Origin of the sequence: Pantoea sp. CFSAN033090, assembly GCF_001264395.1 — a bacterium.
In the GTDB taxonomy this organism is placed as follows: Bacteria; Pseudomonadota; Gammaproteobacteria; order Enterobacterales; family Enterobacteriaceae; genus Pantoea; species Pantoea agglomerans.
The window spans coordinates 400,993-424,668 of the sequence record NZ_LGYX01000007.1 but is presented as its reverse complement, the minus strand read 5'-3'; the positions used below and the strand labels follow the sequence as shown (position 1 = coordinate 424,668).

Annotated in this window: 20 protein-coding genes; 13 read left to right on the top strand and 7 right to left on the bottom strand. The window is 56.7% G+C overall.

Translation table 11 applies throughout. From position 1 onward, the window contains the following. The first annotated feature begins 84 nt into the window (after positions 1-84). From AFL22_RS08755 to AFL22_RS08745, 3 genes are all read left to right on the top strand, one after another. Complete coding sequence (locus AFL22_RS08755) at positions 85-453, top strand: helix-turn-helix domain-containing protein (protein ID WP_009092546.1); 369 nt, start codon at positions 85-87, stop codon at positions 451-453. A gap of 170 nt (positions 454-623) precedes the next feature. Then, the gene (locus AFL22_RS08750; RefSeq protein WP_052271190.1) at positions 624-1,520 is read left to right on the top strand and encodes a LysR family transcriptional regulator; all 897 of its coding nucleotides are present in this window, start codon (positions 624-626) and stop codon (positions 1,518-1,520) included. Between the two features lie 110 nt (positions 1,521-1,630). Further along, positions 1,631-2,836 (top strand): MFS transporter, encoded by a 1,206-nt coding sequence (locus tag AFL22_RS08745; protein ID WP_010252067.1) that lies wholly within the window; start codon positions 1,631-1,633, stop codon positions 2,834-2,836. A gap of 55 nt (positions 2,837-2,891) precedes the next feature. Here the strand turns inward: AFL22_RS08745 and AFL22_RS08740 are convergent, their stop codons facing one another. Continuing rightward, complete coding sequence (locus AFL22_RS08740; RefSeq protein ID WP_010252065.1) at positions 2,892-5,282, bottom strand: glucose/quinate/shikimate family membrane-bound PQQ-dependent dehydrogenase; 2,391 nt, start codon at positions 5,280-5,282, stop codon at positions 2,892-2,894. Positions 5,283-5,557: 275 nt separating this feature from the next. Continuing rightward, on the bottom strand, positions 5,558-6,157 hold the full coding sequence (locus AFL22_RS08735) for a hypothetical protein (protein WP_029519503.1): 600 nt from the start codon (positions 6,155-6,157) through the stop codon (positions 5,558-5,560). Positions 6,158-6,557: 400 nt separating this feature from the next. On the opposite strand from AFL22_RS08735, the gene AFL22_RS08730 reads away from it, so the two are divergent. Together AFL22_RS08730 and AFL22_RS08725 are read left to right on the top strand one after the other, a co-directional pair. Continuing rightward, entirely contained in the window at positions 6,558-7,799 is a 1,242-nt protein-coding gene (locus tag AFL22_RS08730) for an MFS transporter (RefSeq protein WP_052271189.1), read from the top strand. Between the two features lie 512 nt (positions 7,800-8,311). Beyond that, on the top strand, positions 8,312-8,953 hold the full coding sequence (locus tag AFL22_RS08725; protein ID WP_052271188.1) for a hypothetical protein: 642 nt from the start codon (positions 8,312-8,314) through the stop codon (positions 8,951-8,953). A 623-nt stretch (positions 8,954-9,576) separates the two neighbouring features. Here AFL22_RS08725 and AFL22_RS08715 read toward each other — a convergent pair. Together AFL22_RS08715 and AFL22_RS08710 are read right to left on the bottom strand one after the other, a co-directional pair. Next, positions 9,577-9,786 (bottom strand): hypothetical protein, encoded by a 210-nt coding sequence (locus AFL22_RS08715; RefSeq protein WP_010252057.1) that lies wholly within the window; start codon positions 9,784-9,786, stop codon positions 9,577-9,579. 215 nt (positions 9,787-10,001) lie between these two features. Continuing rightward, positions 10,002-11,159, bottom strand: coding sequence for a Gfo/Idh/MocA family oxidoreductase (locus AFL22_RS08710; RefSeq protein WP_010252054.1), 1,158 nt, complete (start codon positions 11,157-11,159; stop codon positions 10,002-10,004). A gap of 270 nt (positions 11,160-11,429) precedes the next feature. On the opposite strand from AFL22_RS08710, the gene AFL22_RS08705 reads away from it, so the two are divergent. Together AFL22_RS08705 and AFL22_RS08700 are read left to right on the top strand one after the other, a co-directional pair. After that, complete coding sequence (locus AFL22_RS08705) at positions 11,430-12,314, top strand: BadF/BadG/BcrA/BcrD ATPase family protein (RefSeq protein WP_052271187.1); 885 nt, start codon at positions 11,430-11,432, stop codon at positions 12,312-12,314. Positions 12,315-12,354: 40 nt separating this feature from the next. Next, the gene (locus AFL22_RS08700) at positions 12,355-13,473 is read left to right on the top strand and encodes an ROK family transcriptional regulator (protein ID WP_010252050.1); all 1,119 of its coding nucleotides are present in this window, start codon (positions 12,355-12,357) and stop codon (positions 13,471-13,473) included. A gap of 57 nt (positions 13,474-13,530) precedes the next feature. Here the strand turns inward: AFL22_RS08700 and AFL22_RS08695 are convergent, their stop codons facing one another. Next, entirely contained in the window at positions 13,531-14,622 is a 1,092-nt protein-coding gene (locus AFL22_RS08695) for an ABC transporter ATP-binding protein (RefSeq protein WP_010252048.1), read from the bottom strand. A 12-nt stretch (positions 14,623-14,634) separates the two neighbouring features. Continuing rightward, positions 14,635-15,234: a GNAT family N-acetyltransferase gene (locus AFL22_RS08690; RefSeq protein WP_033780445.1), complete on the bottom strand. Its 600-nt coding sequence runs from the start codon at positions 15,232-15,234 to the stop codon at positions 14,635-14,637. Between the two features lie 550 nt (positions 15,235-15,784). Here AFL22_RS08690 and AFL22_RS08685 point away from each other — a divergent pair. The 4 genes from AFL22_RS08685 to AFL22_RS08670 all read left to right on the top strand — a co-directional run bounded on the left by AFL22_RS08685 (position 15,785) and on the right by AFL22_RS08670 (position 20,296). Further along, positions 15,785-17,116, top strand: coding sequence for an extracellular solute-binding protein (locus AFL22_RS08685; protein ID WP_010252044.1), 1,332 nt, complete (start codon positions 15,785-15,787; stop codon positions 17,114-17,116). 57 nt (positions 17,117-17,173) lie between these two features. After that, complete coding sequence (locus AFL22_RS08680) at positions 17,174-18,046, top strand: sugar ABC transporter permease (protein ID WP_010252041.1); 873 nt, start codon at positions 17,174-17,176, stop codon at positions 18,044-18,046. Then, positions 18,046-18,861 (top strand): carbohydrate ABC transporter permease, encoded by an 816-nt coding sequence (locus tag AFL22_RS08675; protein ID WP_010252038.1) that lies wholly within the window; start codon positions 18,046-18,048, stop codon positions 18,859-18,861. The genes AFL22_RS08680 and AFL22_RS08675 overlap by 1 nt, the downstream gene beginning before the upstream one ends. Before the next feature lie 103 nt (positions 18,862-18,964). Beyond that, positions 18,965-20,296 carry a glycoside hydrolase family 28 protein gene (locus tag AFL22_RS08670; protein ID WP_052271216.1) on the top strand — a complete coding sequence of 444 codons (1,332 nt, stop codon included), beginning with the start codon at positions 18,965-18,967 and terminating at the stop codon, positions 20,294-20,296. A 1-nt stretch (position 20,297) separates the two neighbouring features. Here the strand turns inward: AFL22_RS08670 and AFL22_RS08665 are convergent, their stop codons facing one another. Then, on the bottom strand, positions 20,298-21,368 hold the full coding sequence (locus AFL22_RS08665) for a tartrate dehydrogenase (RefSeq protein ID WP_010672027.1): 1,071 nt from the start codon (positions 21,366-21,368) through the stop codon (positions 20,298-20,300). 64 nt (positions 21,369-21,432) lie between these two features. Here AFL22_RS08665 and AFL22_RS08660 point away from each other — a divergent pair, with 64 nt between their 5' ends. Together AFL22_RS08660 and AFL22_RS08655 are read left to right on the top strand one after the other, a co-directional pair. Then, on the top strand, positions 21,433-22,371 hold the full coding sequence (locus AFL22_RS08660) for a LysR family transcriptional regulator (protein ID WP_033769472.1): 939 nt from the start codon (positions 21,433-21,435) through the stop codon (positions 22,369-22,371). A gap of 201 nt (positions 22,372-22,572) precedes the next feature. Then, complete coding sequence (locus tag AFL22_RS08655; RefSeq protein WP_052271186.1) at positions 22,573-23,667, top strand: YncE family protein; 1,095 nt, start codon at positions 22,573-22,575, stop codon at positions 23,665-23,667. Positions 23,668-23,676 lie beyond the last annotated feature (9 nt).

Genomic DNA, 23,676 nt, shown 5'->3' with positions numbered 1-23,676 from the left:
TCTGCGCTAATTTTCTGCTAATTAAGGGATAAATTTTAGCGGGTAGAGTGGCTCCACTGCACATCAGCATCAACAGGAGGAACCATGAATCAGCGCGAGTTTATTCGGAGTTTGCTGGACTGGATTGAGAACAACTTAGGACACGATCTGCATCTGGATGAGGTGGCGCGCCGCTCGGGCTATTCGCGCTGGCATCTGCAACGGCTGTTTCGCCAGCATACCGGCTTTTCACTGGCAGAATATATCCGTCAGCGCCGTTTAACCGAGTCTGCGCTCACGTTGCTGAGCAGCAACGAAGCGATACTGCAGGTGGCGATGAACTATGGCTTTGATACCCAGCAGGCCTATACCCGCACGTTTAAAAACTACTTTATGGTGACGCCTGGCCAGTTGCGCCGTCAGCGTCGCGTCGAGCCGGATCGGCTGCTATTCCCTCTGGCGATGGCCAGCTGATGCCTGATAAGACCTTCCCGTCACAGCCTGCGGACGGGAAGGTCGGCCCGCGCTTTGCGCTTCTCTCCACTTGTTCTTCGCCTCGCCTTTTTTTACCCATCAGCCACAGTGACCCCGCCCGAACGTGTTAGTTTGTTGCCAGCATCCCTTTACTGTCGGAGTCGGGAAACATGGAAAACGGCGCGAATTTAACCGCCATGTTGGTATTTGCACGGGTTGTGGAATTACAGAGTTTCAGTGAGGCGGCACGCGCACTCGGCTTGTCCAAATCCCATGTCAGCCGGGAGATCGCCCGTCTGGAGCTGCGGCTCGGTATCCGGCTGCTGCAACGCACCACCCGGCGGCTGGCGCTGACCGAGCTGGGCCAGGCGTACTATCCCTACTGTGTGCGGATGCTGGCCGAAGTGCAGCGCGCCGAAGCCTTTGTGCAGCAGGTGCATCAGCAGCCCGCCGGCCATGTCAGGCTGCAGGCACCCGTTACGTTTGGCTGCCAGTGCGTAGTCCCTGTCCTTAACCGCTTTCTGCGTCGGCATCTGCATATCAATGTCGATCTTGATCTGACCGATCGCAGTCACGATCGGCTGGATGATCAGGCGGATCTGGCGATTGTGATCCGATCCCGATCGCCACAGCAGGGCAATTTTCGGGTACTGAGCGAAATCGAGTGGGGGCTCTATGCCGCGCCTGCCTACCTGGCGCAGCGACCCGCTATCACACATCCTGAGATGCTGCCACGGCACGACCTGCTGCTGTTTCATGGTCCGGCGCACACCGCCGCACTGCCGTTCCGCCGTGATAAACAGCGGCTGGCACTGGATGTACGCAGCCGTTTTCGCGCCAATAACAGTATGGCGCTGCTCAATGCGGCACTGGCGGGGAGCGGCATCGCCTATCTGCCCTCCTACATGGCCCAGGACGCGATGGCGCGCGGTGATATTCAGCAACTGCTGCCGGAGTGGCAGATGGATCGTCTGCAAAGTTATCTGCTGCTGCACGACACGCCTGAACCGGCGTCGCCCGTGACGCTGCTGTGCGATGCCCTGGTTGCGGCGCTGAATACAGGCTGATTGTTGCCTGCTGACAACAATCAGCGCCACAGAGTAACTATCCCGCCGCGACTGTTGTTACTCCGCTACGCCGGTTAGGCTGTATCCCTGATTACTCACCGGATATCATCATGCAACAGTCACCCGAAACTGCAGAGTTTCAGCACTGGCGACGTAACTTAGGGGTCTGCGTCGTCGGCTCTTTTACCACTATCGTGGCGATGACGCTGCTGCTGCCGTTCCTGCCGCTCTATGTGCAGCAACTCGGCGTTGAGCAGCCTGCCGCTATTGCCCGCTGGTCCGGCCTTGCCTACGGCGCGACCTTTTTCAGCGCCGCACTGACTGCGCCGTTGTGGGGCAGGCTGGCTGACCGCTATGGTCGTAAGCTGATGCTGATTCGGGCCAGTCTCGGGATGGCGATTGCGATGTCGCTGATTGGCATGGCGACCGCGCCGTGGCAACTGGTGGCGCTGCGCCTGCTGGCGGGGCTGCTGGGCGGCTACGCATCGGGATCGACCATTCTGGTGGCGGCACAAACGCCGAAAGCGCAGACCGGCTGGGCGCTGGGGGTGTTGTCTTCCGGCATTATGGCCGGCAACGTGGTCGGACCGCTGCTGGGCGGTGTGCTACCGCCACTGATCGGGATTCGTCAGACTTTCTGGCTGACCGGCGCCGTGATTTTTCTCGCCTTCCTCGCCACCACCTTTTTACTCAAAGAGCAGCCACGTGCTCCCGCTACATCGCGCGCCAGCCAGCAACCGCATCCTGAAGCCGGGCCGGTTAATCACAGCCTGATACGGCTGATGTGGCTCTCTGGCATGTTGCTGATCTTCGCCAGCATGTCGATTGAGCCGATTATTACGCTTTACGTGGGCGAGTTTGTGCAGGGCGACCACCAGATTACCCTGATAGCCGGACTGGTGATGTCCGCGGCGGCGCTGGGCACGGTCCTGGCGGCACCACGACTGGGTCGGCTGGCCGATCGGGTAGGGCACTGGCGGGTGCTGACCGGCGGTTTAGTCGTTAGCGGGCTGCTGCTGATACCCCAGGCATTTATCACGGCGGCCTGGCAACTGGTGCTGCTGCGTTTTCTGATGGGGATGGCGCTGGGCGGGTTGATGCCGTGCATCACGGCGATTATTCGTCATAACGTGCCGGGCTCACAGGTTGGGCGGATGCTGGGATATTCGACATCGGCACAATATATCGGCCAGGTCAGCGGCCCGCTGTTCGGTGGGCTGGTGGGCGGTGCATTCGGGATGCGGCCGGTGTTTCTGGCAACCTGCGTGGTGATGCTGTTTTGCGCCTGGCTCAACTGGCGTGGCATGAAAAAGTAGTGCGATCAAAAAAGGCGGACCGGAGTCCGCCTTAGTTTATTCACAGCTGCGTGAATTACTTCTGGTCTGGCAGCGCGTAGGCAATGACATAATCGCCCAGCCTGGTACCAAACGAGCCGTGACCCCCTGCCGCGATGACAACGTACTGCTTGCCATCCACTTCATAGGTCATTGGTGTCGCCTGGCCGCCTGCTGGCAGACGTGCCTGCCATAACAGTTCGCCGGTATCAGTGCTGAAAGCACGCAGGTAGTTATCTGCGGTCGCACCAATGAAGAACACCTTACCTGCGGTGGTGATAGGACCACCCAGCATCGGCATACCCATTTTGAACGGCAGCGGAACCGGTGCGCTATCGCGAACGGTACCGATACGCTGTTTCCACACCACGTTGTTGGTCTTCAGATCCACCGCGGAGATGTAACCCCAGGCAGGCTGTTTGCATGGCAGACCAAACGGTGACAGGAACGGGTTCAGCTCGACGCCATACGGCACGCCATACTGTGGCTGAATACCGGTTTCAGTACCTGAACCACCTTCAGCGCCTTTCGGCGGCTCAATCGGGTTGCCTGGGCCACGTGGAATCAGCTTAGAGACAAACGGCAGCGCCATTGGGTTAGCAATCGCGATCTGACGATGAGGATCGACTGCGATGCCGCCCCATTCGAACATACCGAGGTTACCCGGGAACACCAGCGTACCCTGCTCAGATGGCGGGGTGAACGGACCTTCATAGCGCAGGCGCTTGAAGATCACGCGGCACACCAGTTGGTCAAACATCGTTGCGCCCCACATATCCTTGTCCGTGAGATTCTGTTTCGGACGGAAGGTCAGCTCAGAGTAGGGCTGAGTGGCGGCAACGTGATCGCCTTTAGCAGCACCCTGTGGCACTGGCGTTTCCGGCGCAGGCACGACTGGCTTGCCGGTACGGCGATCCAGTACAAAGATGTTGCCGGTTTTCGCTGGCGCGTAGACAACCGGTACGGTGTTGCCATCTTTGTCGGTGATGTCAGCCAGCGTAGGCTGCGACGGCAGATCCATATCCCACAGATCGTGATGCACAGTCTGATAAGACCAGACCAGCTTACCGGTGGTGGCGTTCAGGGCCAGCACGCTGCTTGCATAACGCTCCTGCTCTGGTGTGCGGTTACCGCCCCAGATATCCGGTGTGCTCACGCCCATCGGCAGGTAAACGGTATCCAGTTTCGGATCGTAAACTGCCGGTGCCCATGAGTTCGGAGAGTTCATGGTGAAGGTGTGTTCATCAGCCGGTATGGCATTAGGATCTTTTGCGCCTGGATCAAACACCCACAGCAGTTTGCCGGTATTCACATCAAAGCCACGAATCACGCCTGACGGCTCGCGGGTTGAGTAGTTATCGGTAACCGCACCCGCCATCACGATGGTGGTGTTAGTAATCACCGGCGGTGAGGTCGGCTCATACTGACCCGCAGTGGTGACAGGCTGTTTGTGTTGCAGATCCAGCTCGCCGTTGACGCCAAATGCCGGGCAGCGTTCGCCGGTCTCTGCGTCCAGTGCAAACAGACGACCATCGTTGACCGGCAGATAGATACGACGTGAACACAGCGCAGGCTGAGTGTTCGCTGCATCGGCGGCTGCCGGCACTTCGTGGTAAGAAACACCGCGACAGGTCACGTGCTGGAAGGTCGGGTTGACCTTCATGCCCGGATCAAATTTCCACTTCTGCTTACCGGTGGCCGCATCCAGTGCAAACAGGATCTGGTGTGGCGAACAGAGGTAAAGCGTGTCGCGGATTTTAATCGGCGTGACTTCGTCGGTAATTTCACCCGGATCGTTAGGGGTTTTCATGTCGCCAGTCTGGAACTGCCAGGCAACCTGCAACTCTTTCACGTTCTGGTGATTAATCTGCTTCAGCGGAGAGAAACGGGTTCCCTGCTGATCGCGCGCATAAGCGGGCCAGTCAGCATCCGGGATGTTGCTCAGCGGCGCAGCCTGCGGGGCGTTGTCAGCGGTTTCTGGTACTGACCCGTTGATGACCTGCGGATCGTTGAATACCGCATAGGCCAGCACAATGGCACTGGCAATCAGCGCCACAGCCATGGTACCCAGCGCGGCTTTGCTGCCCGCATTGAAGCTGCGATAGACAAACGGCAGGATCAGCCAGACACCGAAGATCACCAGCACATCGGTGCGTGGTGCCAGTGCCCAGAAGTCGGTGCCCACTTCCCATACACCCCAGATAAGGGTGCCGATCAGCAGCAGCGCATAGAGAACCAGCGCAGTGCTTTTACGACGGGAAAGCAGATAAGCGGTGATAAGCATCACCACACCGCCAAAAACGTAATACCAGGAACCACCAATGGCGGCTAACCAGCCACCGCCAATCAGCATAAACGCGCCCGTCAGCACTGCGAACAGCACCGTCAGGAAACGAATTACGCCAAAAGATGAGGAGTTTTTCCCCATAATATCGACCTCGTTTCGTTGCCATAAAACACACGAAAACAACCAGATAGGCTGTTTCCAGTTATCAAGTACAAATGATTAGGGTGTTCTGAAGTATCTCTTCCGTTAAGACAGACGATCCCTTTGTGTTAAATGTTATAGCAAAATCAGATCGAGGTTTGATTTTTTTGGCTTAAACCGCTTAACAACTGGAATAAAACGACATTTTATGGGGGATTAAAGGACGTTAAGCGCACCGCCGTGTGCCCTTAACGCCGGAAGGCAGGATTTGTGAATCAGCAGCTAATAAGATCGCCGTCCGAGCGTTGCTGTTGCCAGCCGCTGATATTTATCTCAGCAAACTGCTCAGCGGTTAAGGGCGGCGTATGACTTCGTACGATTACCTCTGCCCCTTTTTCACGAAACGTCGCCATAAAAAAGGGAAAGGTAAACTTCTCATAATTATCATTAAAGAAAGATTCGGTTAAAACAATTCCTGAAAAAGGAAAAGATTCCAGCAGTCGCCAGTCTGCACCCGGCGGCGCAAAATCATAAAGCCAGAAATCAAATTTCTTTGTTAATTCAAGCAGTGACGTACTGTGTGCTGCCAGACTGGAATAATTAATTCCAATCCGGACACGCGCATTTTGTAAATGCGTATAGGCATCCGGAACCGCGATCATTCCCCGTAATCGAATATCTTCCACCGGCACAACCATTAATGCTGCTTCAGTAGCAATTTGATTGTGTAATGAAATAATGTTGTTTGTATTAAGTATATTGCCGCTATCCTGGTTTTGCTGAAGATAAGGCACGCTATAGCAAATGCCAGTGACATTACGCTTAACGTGATGGATTGGTTCAGTAACATAGGGGTTATATAAACTGTTTTTCATTATCTCTATGAAATTCAATAGAAAGGATTTGTTGTTAATTAAGCATATAAAAAGTCGCATTTTTCTAAACGCGTGAATAAATATAGATCACATGCTTAATCCAAATCATCCTTTTGTTGCCGGAGAAAGTAAATAAACCTGTTAGCAAAGAAACGATAATTCCTTTGGCGTCTGATGATGTGCTGGAATATATTCAATAGTCGGGACCAATAGGCTGGTAATAATCATGAGGGGTCTGACGCGCCTCGGCCGGACAGGGACGCTGCTTATCGCGCAGGGAGGCTGCGCTGGAGCCGCAGGCCTTCTGCTCGCATCCGGTCTGCTATCGTGAAGCCGACAATCACCACACCAATAACACCGCGCAACGACGCGGGTTTCCTCACCTGATTTGGGATAAGACATGGGATTTATGGCATCGGCAGCGGAAGAGTCGCTGTGGCGATATCGGACATTTGTCGCCTTCTGGGTGGCGCGTACCTGCTCATCATTTGGTTTTCAGATGTTCTCGGTCGCAATCAGCTGGCAGATCTATGCGCTGACCAACAGCGCGATGGCGTTAGGGATGATTGGCTTAATGCAGTTTCTGCCGTCGGTGTTGCTGGCGCTGCCAGCGGGCCATCTGGCGGATCAATATGACCGGCGGCGGATCGTGCTGTTGGGTCAGCTGGTAGAATTTGCCGCACTGCTGGCATTAGTGGTGCTTACCTTATTCCATACCCCCGATAAGACCGCGTTGTGGGGGCTGGTGTTTATGATTGCGGTGGCGAAAGCGCTGGAGTGGCCTGCGATGTCTTCGATGCTGCCGTCGCTGGTGCCACCTTCGATTCTGGCGCGTGCGATGGCGATGAACTCCGTGGGCGGTCAGGCAGCGGTTATCGTCGGGCCGACGATTGGCGGGCTGCTTTATGTCGCCGGGCCGCATGTGGTGTATGGCGTTTCCGGGCTATTTTATCTGGTTTCGCTGACGCTGGTGAGTCTGCTGCGTTATGAACGCCCGGTGCAGGCTCGTCTGCCGATGAATATGAAGAATCTGTTTGCCGGGATTCACTTTATTCGTGAGCGCAAAGATGTGCTTGGGGTAATTTCGCTCGATCTGTTTGCGGTGCTTTTGGGCGGGGCAACGGCGCTGCTGCCGATTTTTGCCAAAGATATTCTGCATACCGGACCGTGGGGGTTGGGGATGTTGCGCGGCGCGCCGTCGGTGGGAGCATTGCTGGTGGGCATCTGGCTGAGCCGTCACAAGCTGGAGAAGCATGTCGGGATGATTATGTTTGGCTCGGTGGCGGGCTTTGGCGTTGCCACGCTGGTGTTCGCGCTTTCCACGCAGTTATGGCTGTCGCTGGTGGCGCTCTGTGCGCTGGGTGGCTTTGATATGGTGAGTATGGTGATCCGGGGTGCGCTGGTGCAGCTGGATACGCCGGATACCATGCGTGGTCGGGTGAATGCGGTTAACGCGATTTTCATTAATACGTCGAATCAGCTGGGCGAGTTTGAGTCTGGGTTGCTGGCGGCCTGGATGGGTGCGGCACCGGCGGCGGCGATTGGCGGCATCGGTACGCTGGTGGTGGTGGCGCTTTGGATGAAGTTGTTTCCGCATCTGCGACGGCGTCAGAAGCTGGAGAATGAGGTGGATCCGGTTTGATGACTGGCGTTGGGGTTAGGTGAGGGGGGTTGTGCGGTGGTTAACCACGGCGCAGGCGCAGGGAACAAACACCTTTCGCAAAGACGCAAAAGCGCCATCCATTCGCTCATTCGCTTTGAGTTTGTTCGTTGCCTAAGGCTGCGGAGAGATGGATTGAGGCTGGCTGGGTTATTGCGGTTGTAGAATTGTGTGCAGGCATATGCTGCCATCGCTTTAAGTTTGTTTGTGACCAAAGCCTGTCTGCGGCCCTTGAGAGTCCTTTAATGCTTTTCTGATACGAACGGCTCGTTTCCGGCACCTTTAACTGTTCCGCCATTTAGTGATGCTGCGCAGCGGCAATGATTAAAAAATGCCCTTTTCTAATCCCAGTTCTTGATCCTGGCATAGGAGTGAATGACAAATCAGTACCAATTAAAACCATATTAATGGCACTCAAGAGATCAGTTTTCGTTTACGGAAGGCAGCGTGGGCTGATATTTTTCAGGCTGGTATCTAAAACGGTAGAAGAATGAATGGACGCAAAGACGCTCGCCGTATCAGTTGCTCATGGTATTGCTTCACTTCCGATGGATTTTTATTTGGGTATTGAAAGAACCTTTCAGGATCTCAACCTGGCAGATGGCGGCAAAAACATTCAGCGCCGTAACTTCGGTGAGGATGAGAGGATGTATCGGGCTTTGAACAAGCTCTTCCGTAACAGAGCCATTCTGGGGCAGATTGCAGAGATGATAATCAAAGACTCTCTTTCCTACCTTCCGGATCCAGCCCTTAAAAAAATCACAGATAAACTCATCGGAGCAGCGTCTTCACTGGGTTCAAGACAGTCCATGCAGCTGGCCATTACAGGTTATCTTGGTTCAAAAGTTGTTGGAGGAATGATGGCCAGCGTGATAACGAAGTTATCACTGCGATTATGGACAGGCACCCTTGCGGGCGGCATAGTTCTGCAGGGGGTGCTTTCGCGTGCTTCTGCAGCTTCACGGCGTTTGAGGCATCAAAATCCTGAATTATGGTCAAGGCTTTATATACTTGATTTTGAAATGCTTTACTTCCTCTTTGAAGAACCTTTAGCCAATTACATCGAGCTCGGTGAGACTCTACGTAAAAATCCTTCGAAAACGGAGCAATTTCTGGGTGCAATCGAAAATCTTTAGACTAATCAGAAAAGTCATTTCTGAGTTATCAGGGGCGGTTGTTGTCAGCGCTGTAGTGATTGGAATTTTCATCGCAATATTTGCGAATGAAGGAATTATGCGCGTTATCGCCCCCTTACTCGTCTTTATCGCTGGCCTGGTTCTTTACTGGTTAGCCTGGAAGATTTCATCCAAAGAAGATTGAAACCAGGTCACTAATAAACACATTACCATCAGGGATGAAAGACTGTCGCGTATCAGCACAAGATCACCCGGTGCAGGCTCAGCGCGGGCGATTACGCACCTCATCCCTGAGGTGCGCCCGAAGCCGGGCCAACGCTTTGCGTTGTTCAAAAACGCTCCCGGCGTTTTTGTCCGTGGCCCGCGATGCTTTGCTACAGGCATATGTTCCCATCGCTTTAAGTGTTTAAGTTGCCTCTGACTGAGACGCAAACCGGACGAACGCAAAGCTCCGGGACGCCTTTCAAAACGTTCCTGATTTACACGAAAACACGTTCCTTGCTATAACTTATCTCTCATCGGCAGGCCTGTGGCCTCCTCAGTCAGCTTAAGCGCTTATAGAGGGTTCCGTTATGAATCAGACTCACTCCATTCCGGAAATTTATAATCCTGATGTGCCGTATTCAGTAAAGTGCGAGATCGTGGCGCAGCTGTGCCGGGCGCTGGCTTCCCATAAAAACATCCCGGTTAGCGCCCTGAGAAAATATCTTCTGGAAAAAACTCACGTTGATTTCGAAAATCTGGAGGATAACCCGGTAGGAATGCTGCTGCTGTATGAGTACCTTCACTGCCAGCGCCCCTCGGTCTGCGCCCGGAATGAAAAAAACCTTCATTAAGCGCTGCCTCCAGCAGGGGGCCATTTAATCAAATATGCCTTCGGAGAAGAGGGCTGGAGAGGGTGCGGTTGAGTTGTCGCTGGCAACGGTTTCCCGAGCCAGCTCAACCTCAATATTGTCACTGGCCCGAAGGCCAGTACAGGAAGTTACCAGTCATACTGCCATTAAAATCCTGGGGTCAGAGGGGGAGGCCGACCCGCAGGCTGGAGCCATCAGGCCCCGGTTTTTCCCAGGTTGGCGTCAAATGTTAGCCAGCTTTCACGCATGTCCACTACGCTGCGGGTTTTACGGGCCTCATCGATTTTTATTGCCGTGAGGCCCGCTTCCAGCGCGTCCACTACTGAAACTTTCAGCGGTGTTCCCTGTTTAATATGTTTAACGATCTCTTCAGCCATCAGCGCATCTGCGCCGTAATGGCCATCATACGCATTGCCGCTGTAGGCGGTATCGACCTCTTTCTCGCCGCTGCGCGCGTTGTGTACGCGGAAGTAGTTGCGCACGAAGTCGCCTTCCGCCATGCCGTCGGTGCCCATGACACAGAAACGGCGGAACTCATCCGGCACATTCAGATTGGCGTGGAAGGCCAGCGTCGCGCCGCCTTCGTACTCAATCAGGGCAGTCTGGTAGTCGACAATATCGGCATCGCTGTCGAACACCGCATCGGTGCTCGACCAGCCGCTGGGCTTCACGTGATAAAGTTCTGAGTCAGCGGTGATAGCTCCCTGCGGCGCATGAGCGGGAGTAAAAGATTTCCTGCCACCAAAGCTGGCGACGCGGATCGGGCGCTCCTGCAACAGGCCCTGATAGAGATCGATGTCGTGACAGCATTTTTCCAGAATGTACGGGCCGGCATATTTCTCCAGACGTCGCCAGTCGCGCTGAAAGAATGCGCCGTGATAAGGCTTGATATGTTCTGTCGCCTCAATCGAGGTGATCTCACCCAACTGACCCGCATCGCGTGCCGCCAGCAGATCGTGATAGAGCGGGGAGTAGCGCAGTACCAGGCCGACCAGAATGCGCGCTTCGCCATACTGACGCACCAGCTTCGCCATCTCCATGGTCTGCTCTTCATTGATCACCACCGGCTTTTCGGTAAACACCGTGTAACCCGCTGCCAGCGCCTGACCCACATGCTCCAGATGCAGAAAGTTGGGAGAGCCAACCAGCACGACATCCATTCCGCCATGTTCCAGCAGAGCATCGATTGACGCAAAGGCCTGGCCGGGCGCGATACCAAAGCTGTGCAGATTAGGCAGTCCGGCAGGTGCCGGATCGTAATAACCCACTACCGAAAAGGCGTCGTCGGCTTTGCTGAACTCTTTGATCACGTGGGACAGTCGAAAGCCGAGACCGATAATGCCTACTTTCATGTTAAACCCCTGCTCCTGAAATCGCATGATGCATAGCCCGCCTGTGATCGGGCGCGCCTGTTGATAATCTGACCATCAACTTATTACGACAGAAAAACTAATGTCAATAACGCACTACGCGTTTTGCGAGGGGGTTTTTTTTATCATGATGTAAAATAAGAAGAAAATTCAGATATGATTTTGCTATATTTATTTGTTATTGCGATTTAAGTTTTTTTATCCTATCGTTCGCTCATTATGGCTATAACCCTTAATCAGGGAAGGAAGCGCGTGCAACCACACTATCTTCTGGGCATTGATGGCGGCGGTACACAGTGTCGCGCGCGGTTAACCGACCTGCAGGGTCGCATTCTGGCTGAAGCCACCGGCGGGCCTGCCAACGTCTGGTCAGACTATGACGCGGCGCTGACCTGCGTCGGGCAGCTGATCGAACGGATATTGTCACAGGCGGGATTAGCCCCGGAGGCGCTGACGCAAACCGCGCTGGTGGCCGGATTAGCCGGTGCGAATGTCACCTCGGTACAGGCGCGGCTCGCCAGCTGGCGACCTGACTGCGCGGCGTTACAGGTGGTCAGCGATGTGGAGATCGCCTGTGCGGGCGCCCATGGCGGCGCACCTGGCGCCGTCTTTATTATCGGCACCGGCAGTCAGGGAGCCGCGTGGGATGGCGATCAGTTTACTCTGCTTGGCGGCTGGGGCTTTGCCTTGTCTGACCATGGATCGGGCGCTGAGCTGGGCCGTCGTGCGCTGCGGCTGGCGCTGCTGGCCCATGAAGCGATTATTACCCAGAGCGCTCTTACCCGGCAGCTGATGGCGCAGTTCGACCACAGTCCGGAAACCATGCTGCTCTGGACGCGCTCAGCGACGCCTGCAGACTGGGCCCGCGTGGTGCCACAGATTTTTGCGGCCGCCGACGCGGGCGATGGTCATGCACAGGATCTGCTGCATCAGACCGCAGCCGATATCGGCCTGATGGTCCGCCGTCTGACTGCCCTGAGCAGCGGACCCGTGGCGCTGATGGGGGGACTGGCCACGCCGATTCAGCGCTGGCTGGATGACGATATTCAGGCCCGGCTGGTGACGCCGCAGGGCGATGCCCTGAGCGGGGCGCTGATACTGGCGCAGCAGCTGACGCCTGCCCGATTACCGATCTGAAGCTGGCTGAGCATCCTCAGCCAGATAACCCGAGGAATTTATGACCGCTCCCAACGTAACCGCGCGCATTCTGCGGTTGATTGTTGAAAATGCGCCGATCAGCCAGTCAGACCTGAAAGTTCGTAGCGGACTGAGCATGTCGACCGTGTCGCAGGCGACTAATCGCCTGCTGGCGCAGGAAATCGTGCAGGAGCTGGGGCTGCGTCGCGTGTCGATGGGGCGGCCAAAAACGCTGCTTGGGCTCAATCCCGATCGCGCCAGCGTGATTGGCATTCAGCTCAATGCAGAACGCAACCTGATCGTCATGACCGATCTCAGCGGCAATCTGCTGGGCGAACAGCAGATGCCGAAAGGCACGCTGACACCGCGCCAGCTCGGCGATGCACTGGCGAAATTCCTGCGCGGCGTTGAGGAGAAGCGGGTGGGCGCCATTGGCCTGGCCTTGTCGGGACTGGTCGATGCCGAAAACGGCTACTGTATCCGCTCCAAAGTGCTCGACTGGGACAACGTCCCGATTGCGCGCCTGCTGGAAGAGCGTTTCTCGCTGCCGGTGTTTATCGAGAATGACGCCAACGCCATGGCAATGGCGGCGCTGGTATTTGGTCAGCTCGGCAACGCGCAGTCGGCGGTGATCGCCACCTACGGCAAAGGGATCGGGGCGGGCATCATCCTGAATCGTCAGCTCTACCGCGGTCGTCACGGCAAGGCGGGAGAGATTGGCAACGGGCTGGTGGGCGACGGATCACTGCGTCTGCTGGAAGATGTCGCCTCATCGCGCGCCATTCTGCAACGGCTTGCTGAGCAGGAACCGGTGGAAGGCCTCACGTTGCAGGCGCTGGATCAGCGGCCAACGCCCGAGGTGCTGGCGGTGCTGGAAGAGGCAGGACGCGAGCTGGGAATTTCACTGGCGAACCTGTCGGTGGCTTACGATCCGGATGTGGTTTATCTGGCGATGGAGCCGCACATGGCGTCACGCATTCTGCTCGATCACATTACCCAGAGCTTCCAGGCCTACCGGCTTAAACTGACGCCGCACATGACGCCGCTGCAGTTCCTGACTGAATCGAACCGCATGTGGGCGCTGGGCGCGGCGGGTTTTGCCGTCAACCGGCTGCTTGATCTGCTGGCGGCGCAGGCCGATGAAGAGCCGGTCACCTGAGTTATCCCTCCAATAAAAACGGGCGCCGCGGCGCCCGTTTTTGTTTCCGCGCTTCCCTTAGCGCAGGCGCATCCCCTGTTCATCAAACAGCAGGCAGTGCGCAGCAGAAAAGCCCAGTTCAACCTGCGTTCCCAGATCGCGCGTGGTTGCTTCGCGCTCTTCCACCACCAGCATCTCTTCACGCCCGATATCCAGGTAGAGATAGTTGGTGTGGCCCAGCATCTCGCCATAGGCTAGCTCGCCGTGAAAGCGCAATGCCTCCGGCGTCTGCGCGGCAGGCTGGAAATGCTCGGGACGAATTCCCAGCGTCACGGTTTGCCCCTCGCGGCAGTCGGCGGCGATTTTCAGCACCAGCCCCTCAATCTTCAGTTCCGGCACCCGCAGCTGCACTTCACCCTCGCCCGTGGCGCTGATTTCCGCCCGCAGGAAGTTCATTTTTGGCGAGCCGATAAAGCCGGCGACAAACAGGTTATCCGGGTCGTGATAGAGCGTCAGCGGTGCGCCGACCTGCTCAATGCGGCCCTGACGCAGCACGACGATGCGGTCAGCCAGCGTCATCGCTTCCAGCTGATCGTGGGTGACATAAATCATGGTATTGCCGAGCGAGGCGTGCAGCCGCGCAATCTCAATCCGCATCTGCAAACGCAGCTCGGCATCGAGGTTAGAGAGCGGCTCATCGAACAGGAAAATACGCGGATGACGGATAATTGCCCGGCCAATCGCCACGCGCTGCCGCTGTCCGCCAGAGAGCGCGCGCGGCAGGCGGTCGAGCAGTTCGGTGAGATGCAGGCGGGCGGCCGTCCGGGCAATCGCCTCGTTGATCTCCGCCTTAGACTTCTTCATTACCTCCAGCGGATAGGCCAGGTTGCCGCGCACCGTCATGTTGGGGTAGAGCGCATAAGACTGAAACACCATAGCAATGCCGCGCTCGGTGGCGGGCTGCTGCGTCATGTCCTGCTCCTCAATCAGCAACTGCCCGCTGCTGATCTCTTCCAGCCCGGCGATCATCCGCAGCAGCGTCGATTTGCCGCAGCCGGATGGCCCGACAAACACCACAAATTCGCCGCTGTTGATCGTCAGATCGATGCCATGAATGACATTAACGTGTTCATAAGACTTCTTCACATTCTGCAAGCGCAGGCTGGTCATCGGCTACCTCACTCAGAGTAACTGGCCCATGTAGATGGCATTGCTGCGCAGGATTGGGGTGAACCCCATGCGCTGATAAAAGGCACAGACCTGCTCATTCTGCAGGCTAACGCCAAGATGGACACCAGTGACACCGGCAGCGCGCAGCGCCGCCAGCTCATGCTCAATCATCCGGCGACCCCAGCCGCCTTTCTGTGCCGCCGGCAGCAGGTTGATATGCAGATGAGCGGGCCACTGCGTCACCAGCGTGTCAGCGGCCTGGTCAGGATGGCGTATTGCGTCGAGCACTTTGCTGTCGAGCGGCGCGCTGGCGCTGCGATCACGATATTTCTCCTGCAGTTGCGGCCACCATTCGGCCTGTAGCTGCGCTTCAAACGCGTGGGTATCGGGCGCGGCGACCACATAACCCTGCACCTCACCGTCCCGCTCCAGCACAAAAGCAAAGTCAGGCGCGAAACGCGCATAAGGCACAGCAAAACGCTGGCCGGGATAGTCAGGATCGGAATAGAGCGCGCGGGCATCGCCACCTGCATCGGCTGTTTCCAGGCAGATGCGGTAGAGCGCCGGGTAGTCCGCCGGGGTGGCCGGACGAATGACACCTTGATTCGCCATGGTGAATTCTCGTGAGTGAGTGAATCGGTCAGGGATTGAACAGATCCGCAGATAAAAGTTACGTTAATGAAAGTGGACTTAGTTTTCAAGATAGAATAATTACCTTATCTCACTAACACGGGCGCTTCGGCAATGTTTACCGGCATCGGGATGCACAACTGTGATCGCCAACACGCCCGGATCGTGGCGGCTGGCAGCAGATTCACGGCCAGTGAAAGGGGAAAAGTGTGAGCGTGATAGGATTTTCGTATGTTTTATCAGGACGTTATTTTGCAATGATTGCACTGGCATCTCCTGCTGCAGAAAAAGTAGCTGGCGACGCACCGCCACGGTTAATCGCGTAAATGCCAGCGCAGTGTGCTGAATTTCACGCCATGTCGCTGTTTATTTGCGCGTGCTCACAGCGTTGCAATTCCCCGCGCAGGCTGTTTGACTTTATTTTTTTATTAAAGTAAGTATGAGTGAGTGCGTTTGTGTGCGGCTGCAGCCTGCAGGATGTCAGGCGGTGAGATGAAAGGATGCCGATCCTGGTCTGAAGAAGGTGAGCATAATGTCTGTTTCCTCCGTTCGTTCGTTCCGAATTCGCAATGTGGGTCGGCTGCTGGCAGCGGGCCTGCTGGCGGGCAGCGTCTCGCATGCCGCCCACGCCGCCGTTACCCTGAATGAGTGGGATATCTACAACTACCCGGAGCAGACTGCCGCGGTAGATGAAGGGATTAAAGAGTTTTCCCAGCAGAATCCCGGCATTGTGATTAACCGCTCGGTTCACTCCTTTGAAGATACCCGTATTCCCCTGAAGCTGGCGCTGACCGCCGGTGATGGCCCGCAGATCGCTCAGGTCAACCAGGGCGGCGGCGATATGGGCTCGCTGGTTAAAGATAAGCTGCTGCTGCCGCTCGACAGCTACGCCGCCAGCAACGGCTGGACCACACGCTTCCCGGACTCGATTCTGAAACGTAACCGCTGGTCAGACAGCGGCGAGTTTGGCAGCGGCAAACTCTATGGCGTCGCCAGCCTGGGCGAGATGGTCGGGCTCTATTACAACAAAGCGCTGCTGGATAAAGCAGGTATTGCCGTGCCGAAAACGCTGGCTGAGCTGGAAAGCGCGATGGCGAAACTGAAGCAGCAGGGCACCGCGCCGATGATGCTCGGTCTGCTGGATGGCAACATGGGCCAGCAGCTGCTCAGCACCCTGTGGCAGGCGCAGATTGAGAGCCACGACCGCAAGACGCTGGATAATCTGATTTACGATGTGGGCGGCACCTTCAAAGACAGCAAGCTGGTCAATGCCGCCTCTATGATGAAGAGCTGGACCGACAAAGGGTACTTCTTCCCTGGCTTCCAGGGCATCGGTCACGACGATGCGGCGACGCTGTTCCAGAACGGCCAGGCCGCGTTCCTGGTCAGCGGCACCTGGTATCTCGGCCAGTTTAAAGACAACAAAGATATTCACTTTGCCGCGATGCCTGCCGGTGAAGGCGTGAAGCAACCGCTGATGGTGGGCGGTACCGATCTGGCGTTCTCCATCACCAGCACTGCCAAAGGCAAAGATCAGCAGGAAGGTGCGGCGAAGTTCATCAACTATATGGTCTCTGATGCCATGGCGAACCGCTGGCTGAAGGTGGGCTTCCTGCCTGCCAGCACCAACAAAGCGGCGAAAATGCCAGCGGACAATCCGCTGCTGGCCGAGGCGTATCAGGTCTGGCTGACGCTCAATGATTACGACGGTTTAGGCCACTACGTGGACTGGGCGACACCCACCATGAACGCCGAGCTGAATCAGAACGTTCAGCTGCTGCTGGCGGGCCGTCAGACACCCGATCAGATGGTAGTTAATTTTGATAACAACTATCAGCGTTACCTGAAAACGCTGAAGCATTAAGCCGGAGGCCCGGCGAACAGCCGGGCCTGAGCCTCGTTCTGAACCACGAGTAGAGTTATGTTGAATTTAAGTGGCTGGCGTAATTTTCTCTATGTTCTGCCTGCGGTGCTGGTCTATGCGGTGTTTCTGCTGTTCCCGCTACTGGCCTCGCTGGGCATCAGTTTTACCGAATGGGACGGCACCTCGCTGCCGGTGTTTAGCGGCGTCAGCAACTATCTGCGGATGTTCAGCGATCCGGTGTTCTGGATTGCGCTGGGCAATAACGCCATCCTGATGCTGTTCTATACCCTGTTGCCGATTGGCGTCGGCCTGCTGCTCTGCAGCTTTCTGTATGACACGCGCAACAACAGCGAACGCAGCGTGCTGCGCATTCTCTTTTTCCTGCCCTACATCATGCCGATGGCGGTGCTGGGCGTGGTGTGGCGCTGGCTCTATAACCCGGCGTTTGGTCCGATCGACCAGATATTACGCGCAATCGGATTGCCCCAGCTGGCACTCTCCTGGCTGGGTGATTTTACCTGGGCGCTGCCCGCCGTGGGTCTGGTCGCCACCTGGTACTTCTTCGGCTTCTGTCTGGTTCTGTTTATGGCGGGCCTGCAGCGCATGGATCCCTCACTGCTGGAAGCGGCCGATCTCGATGGCTCGTCGCGTCGCCAGAAGTTTATGCGCATTACGCTGCCAGGCCTGCGACCCGAGCTGCGGATTGCCCTGCTGCTGACGGTGATCGCCAGCCTGAAAGCCTTTGACCTGGTCTATGTGATGACGCAGGGCGGCCCGGGCACCTCCACCATGGTGACCAACATCTTTATGTATAAGCAGGGCTTTGATCTGCACTACTTTGGCTACGCCTCGTCGGTGGCGGTGTTCAGCATGGTCATTGTTTTAGGGATTAACTATCTGATCCATCTGGCCTTAAAGGAGCGTTACTGATGCGAAGCACGCCGGTGATTTCACGCGCGCTGATCTGGATCGTGGCGCTGATGACGATTCTGCCGTTCCTGATGGCGCTGATGACGTCGTTCAAAACCCAGATGGAGCTGTTTCAGGGGGTCTTCACGCTGCCCGCCTCGCTGAATTTCAAAAACTACCTGACCGCGTGGCAACAGGGCCACTTCAACGTCTACTTCCTCAACTCAGTGCTGGTGGTGATTCCGGTGGTGCTGTTCAGCGTGCTGCTGGGCATTCTGGCCGGGTTCGGTTTCGCGTGGCTGAAAATCCCTGGTAAAAAAGTCATCGGAGCGATGCTGGCGCTAGGGATGGTATTGCCGAGTGAAGCCTTTATCATTCCGCTCTATCACGAGCTGCGCTGGATGGGGCTGACCAACACCTATCTGGCGCTGATCCTGCCGCAAATTGCCCTGTCGCTGCCCTTTACCACGCTGATGATCGCCAGTGCTTTCCAGCAGGTGCCGAAAGAACTGGTGGAAGCGGCGGTAATGGATGGGGCATCGCGGGTCAAAATTCTGTGGGGCATTCTGGTGCCCGCTATCTGGCCGACCCTCTCAACGCTGGGGCTGCTGCTGTTTATCTGGACCTGGAATGAGTTCCTGATCCCGCTGATTCTGGTCAACAAGGATGAGTTACGCACACTGCCAATTGGCATGATGTTTTTCCAGAACAAAAACACCATCGACATTCCGGTGCTGATGGCGGGCGCGATGATTGTGATTATGCCGCTGATCGTGGTGTTCCTGATTTTCCAGCGCAAGTTCATCAGCGGCGTCACCGAAGGGGCCGTGAAGTAATCTGTGATAGCCCGCACGAAACGGCGCACTGGCGGCCAGACAAAGGTTTGCCGCGTCGTATCGTGCTGCAATTCCTCCTCCTCAATCCTGCGGGAGACGCATGATGCACCTTTCCCTTGCTGATTTTCACCCTGTCGCCGATGGCGAAACCCCGGACACGGCCGTGCTGCAACGCGCTATGGATCAGATTGCGGCTGCGGGCGGTGGCCGTCTGACCCTGCCTGCCGGGCGTTATCGCAGCGGCTGCCTGAATCTGCCCTCTGATTTTGAACTCCACCTTGAAGCGGGCGCGGTGCTGATCGCCAGTCAGCGGCTGGCTGATTACCAGGCGGTACAGGCGCTGAGCTGTGCTGAGAAGTCCCACAATGTGCTGCTCTATGCGCTGGGCCAGCGCAATATCACCATCAGCGGCACCGGCCGTATAGACGGTGACGGTGAAGCCTGGTTTGCCGCTGAGCGTGACGAGCAGGGCTATCGCCTGCCGCGCGCGGACCGGCCGCGGATCATTGTGTTTGAAGATTGCGAGCAGGTAACGCTGACCGTCTTTACCATCGTGCAGGCGCCGATGTGGACGGTGCATCTGGTGAGCTGTCGCCATGTGCATATCGACCACCTCACCATCGACAATGCCATGACCATGCCGAATACCGATGCGCTCGATATCGACAGTTGCGAAGCGGTGTTTGTCAGCAATAGCTATCTCAGTGCCGCCGATGATGCCATCTGCATCAAAACCACCTACAAACCGGCCGCGCTGCGGCGTCCGGCGCGGCAGATTATGATCACCAACTGCCTGCTGCGTAGCTACAGCTGCGCCTTTAAAATCGGCACTGAAACCTGGGATGATGTGGAAGATGTCACGGTGACCGGCTGCACCATTTTTGATTCCAACCGTGGCATCGGCATTCTGTCGCGTGACGGCGGCGCGATGCGGCGTCTGCTGTTCAGTAATCTGACTTTTGCCTGTCACCATGCGCCGCCCTGTCACTGGGGAAAAGCCGATCCGCTGCATATTTCGGTGCGCAGGCGCGATCCCGCCATTACGCCCGGCATCGTAGAGCAGGTGCAGTTCAGTAACGTTACGGGCGTGGCGGAAGGGGCGATTAACCTGCATGCGGCAGAACCGGGCTGGATACGCGATGTGGTCATCAGCCAGCTGCAGATGCGGCAGACCGTGGCACCGGTTGCACAGGGACACTATGATGTACGGCCGCCCTGTAACCCGGACTCCCCGACCGGCATGGGGCTGGATAACGCCTACAAACTTGACCCGAAAACCGGAGAAGCTTTTGGCGTAGAGCGCTATCCCGGCGGGCTGCCGGGCCTGTTCGCACGCGGGGTGGAGAACCTGCAACTGCACAGCCTGGCGATAATACGGCCGGAACCGTTACCGCCAGGCTGGCACCCCGAGTGCGTGGTGCAGTTGCCGGACTAAATCACAGCGCGGCGGCGATGGCCATACCGAGCTGTTCGGTGCTGGCGCTGCCGCCGAGATCGCGTGTCAGGTGCTCACCCGCTGCCAGCGTGCGTTCAATCGCGTCTAACACCGCATCACCTGCCGCTTTGTAGCCGAGGTGCTCCAGCATCATCGCGCCACACCAGATCTGTCCGATGGGATTGGCGACGCCTTTACCGGCGATATCGGGCGCAGAACCGTGAACCGGTTCAAACAGGCTGGGGAACAGGCCTTCCGGATTGATATTGGCCGAAGGGGCGATGCCGATGGTGCCGGTACAGGCCGGGCCGAGATCGGAGAGGATATCGCCAAACAGATTGCTGGCGACCACCACATCAAACCAGTCCGGATGCAGCACGAAGTTAGCGGTGAGAATATCGATGTGATACTTATCGACGCGAACCTCGGGGAACTGACCGGCCATGGCTTCAACGCGACTATCCCAGTAGGGCATGGTGATGGCAATGCCGTTCGATTTGGTGGCGGAGGTCAGGTGTTTCTTCGGCCGACTCTGCGCCAGCTGATAGGCAAACTTCAGGATGCGATCGACGCCGGTGCGCGTCATCACCGTCTCCTGAATCACCACTTCACGTTCGGTGCCGGGGAACATGGTGCCGCCGACGCTGGAGTATTCACCCTCCGTATTTTCGCGTACCACATAGAAGTCGATATCGCCGGGCTGACGATTCGCCAGCGGCGCTTTTACGCCTGGCATCAGTCGCACCGGACGCAGATTCACATATTGATCGAACTCCCGGCGGAACTGCAGCAGCGAGCCCCACAGTGAAACGTGGTCGGGCACCACATCGGGCCAGCCGACTGCGCCAAAATAGATCGCATCAAAGGCTTTCAGCTGTGGAAACCAGTCGTCAGGCAACATTTTGCCATGCTGCTGCCAGTAGTCGGCACTGGCGTAATCGAACCACTCCCAGCGCAGCGGAATGTTAAATTTCTCTGCGGCCGCATTCATTACACGGACGCCTTCCGGCATCACTTCTTTGCCGATGCCGTCGCCAGGGATCACGGCAACAGAGTGAATTTTGTCAGTCACAGGGTACCTTTCCGGTTGATGTTCGAATTGTGTACGCAGTATAACTGTCGCTTACGGGGAAATAATGAGCCTGAAAGGCAATCCAGTGTTGAATAAAAGTAGAGAATCCCGCACCTCCACCGATGATTTAGCCTTCTTTGTTCGCCTGGCTGCGCTGGATAGCCTGACTGCGGCGGCGCGCGAACTGGGACTGTCGCTGGCGGCGGTCAGCAAACGTCTGAGCCAGCTGGAACAGCGGCTTGGTGTGCAACTCCTGCGCCGCACCACGCGACGACTGGAGCTGACGCCGGAAGGGCGCCGTTATCTGGCGGGTGCGCGTCCGTTGCTGGATCAGCTGGCGGCGCTGGAAGAGGCGGTCAGCGGCGAAACCGCTCAGCTGCGCGGCACACTTAACATTAACGCCTCATTTGGCTTTGGCCGTCGGCATATTGCGCCCTGCGTCTCGGCTTTTGCCGCGCTGCACCCGGAACTCTCGCTGTCGCTGCAGCTCAGCAGCCAGCCACTTAATTTTCTTGATGCCCACATGGATATTGATATCCGCGTCGGGGAACCGCCCGACTCACGGCTGGTGGCGCGCAAACTGCGTACCAATCCGCGCATTCTCTGCTGCTCACCCGCCTATGCCGCCCGGCACGGTCTGCCGGAGACAGTGCGCGATCTGGCACAACACAACTGCATTTTACTGCGCCAGCACGACAGCGATTTTACCCTGTGGCGACTGACCAGCGGCGAACAGAGCATCAATCAGAAAGTCCGCGGCAGTCTGATCACCAACGATGGCGAAGTGGCGATGCGGCTGGCGATGGATGGGCATGGCATCTTGCTGCGTTCCTGGTGGGATGCGCAGCACAGTCTGGCGACGGGCGAACTGCTGCCGGTGTTACCCGACTGGCAGGCACCGGATGGCGATATTTTTGCGGTCTGGCAGGCGCAGCGTCAGCTTCCGGCGCGTATTACCGCATTTGTGGGGTTTCTGCAGAGCAATCTGCAATCGGTTGATTAGCCAGGCTTTTAAAGGCAGTTTCTGGCGCGGCCAGACGCCTGCGGACAATAAACATACCGCATTAAGCTGATTCGGTTGCGTCATCATGCCGCTGCGTTTACAGCGTTTTAGCGGCTGCGTATGATTCTTATTCTTTTTATTTCCTGCCTGTCCTCTGCGTTGTGGCCAGCCGGGAGCAGCAGGCAGATAGGGGAGTTAAGTATGAAAGCGTTGTTCAGTCCGCGTACAGCGGCACTTACACTGGCGATGGTGACCACCTTCAGCCTGACGGCGTGCCAGATGCCGGCGAAAAAAGTGGATGCCAGCGCGCCGGTGGTGATGCAGCCCTCCAGCCCGGATAACCTGATTCAGCGCGAGCTGGGTGAAGGTTTGTATGAGATGGCCTATCTGCCAGCAAAAAATGCCCTCTATGTCGCCAGCGCGCAGGGATTTAAAGATATCAGCGGCGGCATGATCTATCGTCTTGATGCTTCCACGCTGCAGAGCACCGGCGCGGGACACTTCGACCTGAAAAACTTTGGTCTGATCAGCGCGCCTGACGGCAGCGCACTCTACGCCACCAACACGCTGGATGGCGGTATCTCTAAGATCGATCCTGATAACGGTAAGGTGCTGAAGCGCCTGATGTTTGACGAGAAAAACGAGAAAGGCATGCCCTATGGCACGCGTGAAATCTTTCTGCATGACGGGCTGCTCTATGTCGGCGGCGTGGGCGATCCGGGCGTGATCTGGGTGGTTGATGCCAAAACCCTGACGCTGAAAACCCGGATAAAAAATGCCGGGAAGTGGGTCACAGGCATCATCTTCTCGCCGGTCAGCGACCGGATTTATGCGGCGAACGGCAGCGGGGAAATCCTGGTGATCAATCCGCGCAATAACAAAATCGAGCAGCGCCTGACGGCGGGTGACGGGCAGGAGTATCTGTTCCTGAATATGGCCGAGGATCCGGCAACCGGTCGCCTGTTTGTTACGGATAATTCAAAAGCGAAAAATACGCTGGTGTTTGATGAGCGCAGCGGCAAGGTCATTAAGCGTCTGAATCTGGGCGACTCACTGGGGATTAAGTTTAATGGCAAGCGCAATGAGATTTATATCAGCCAGCGCGAATCGAAGAAGGTGCTGCAGCTGGATGGCACCACCTATGAGGTGAAAAACAGCTGGTCATTTAATAGCCACCCCAACAGTCTGCTGGTCTCACCGGACGGGCAGACCCTGTTCGTCACCCTGAAGCAGGGCTTCAATGACGATCACAGCAGTCAGGGGCTGGATGGCGTGGCGCGTATCACACTGCAATAAGAAAAGGCG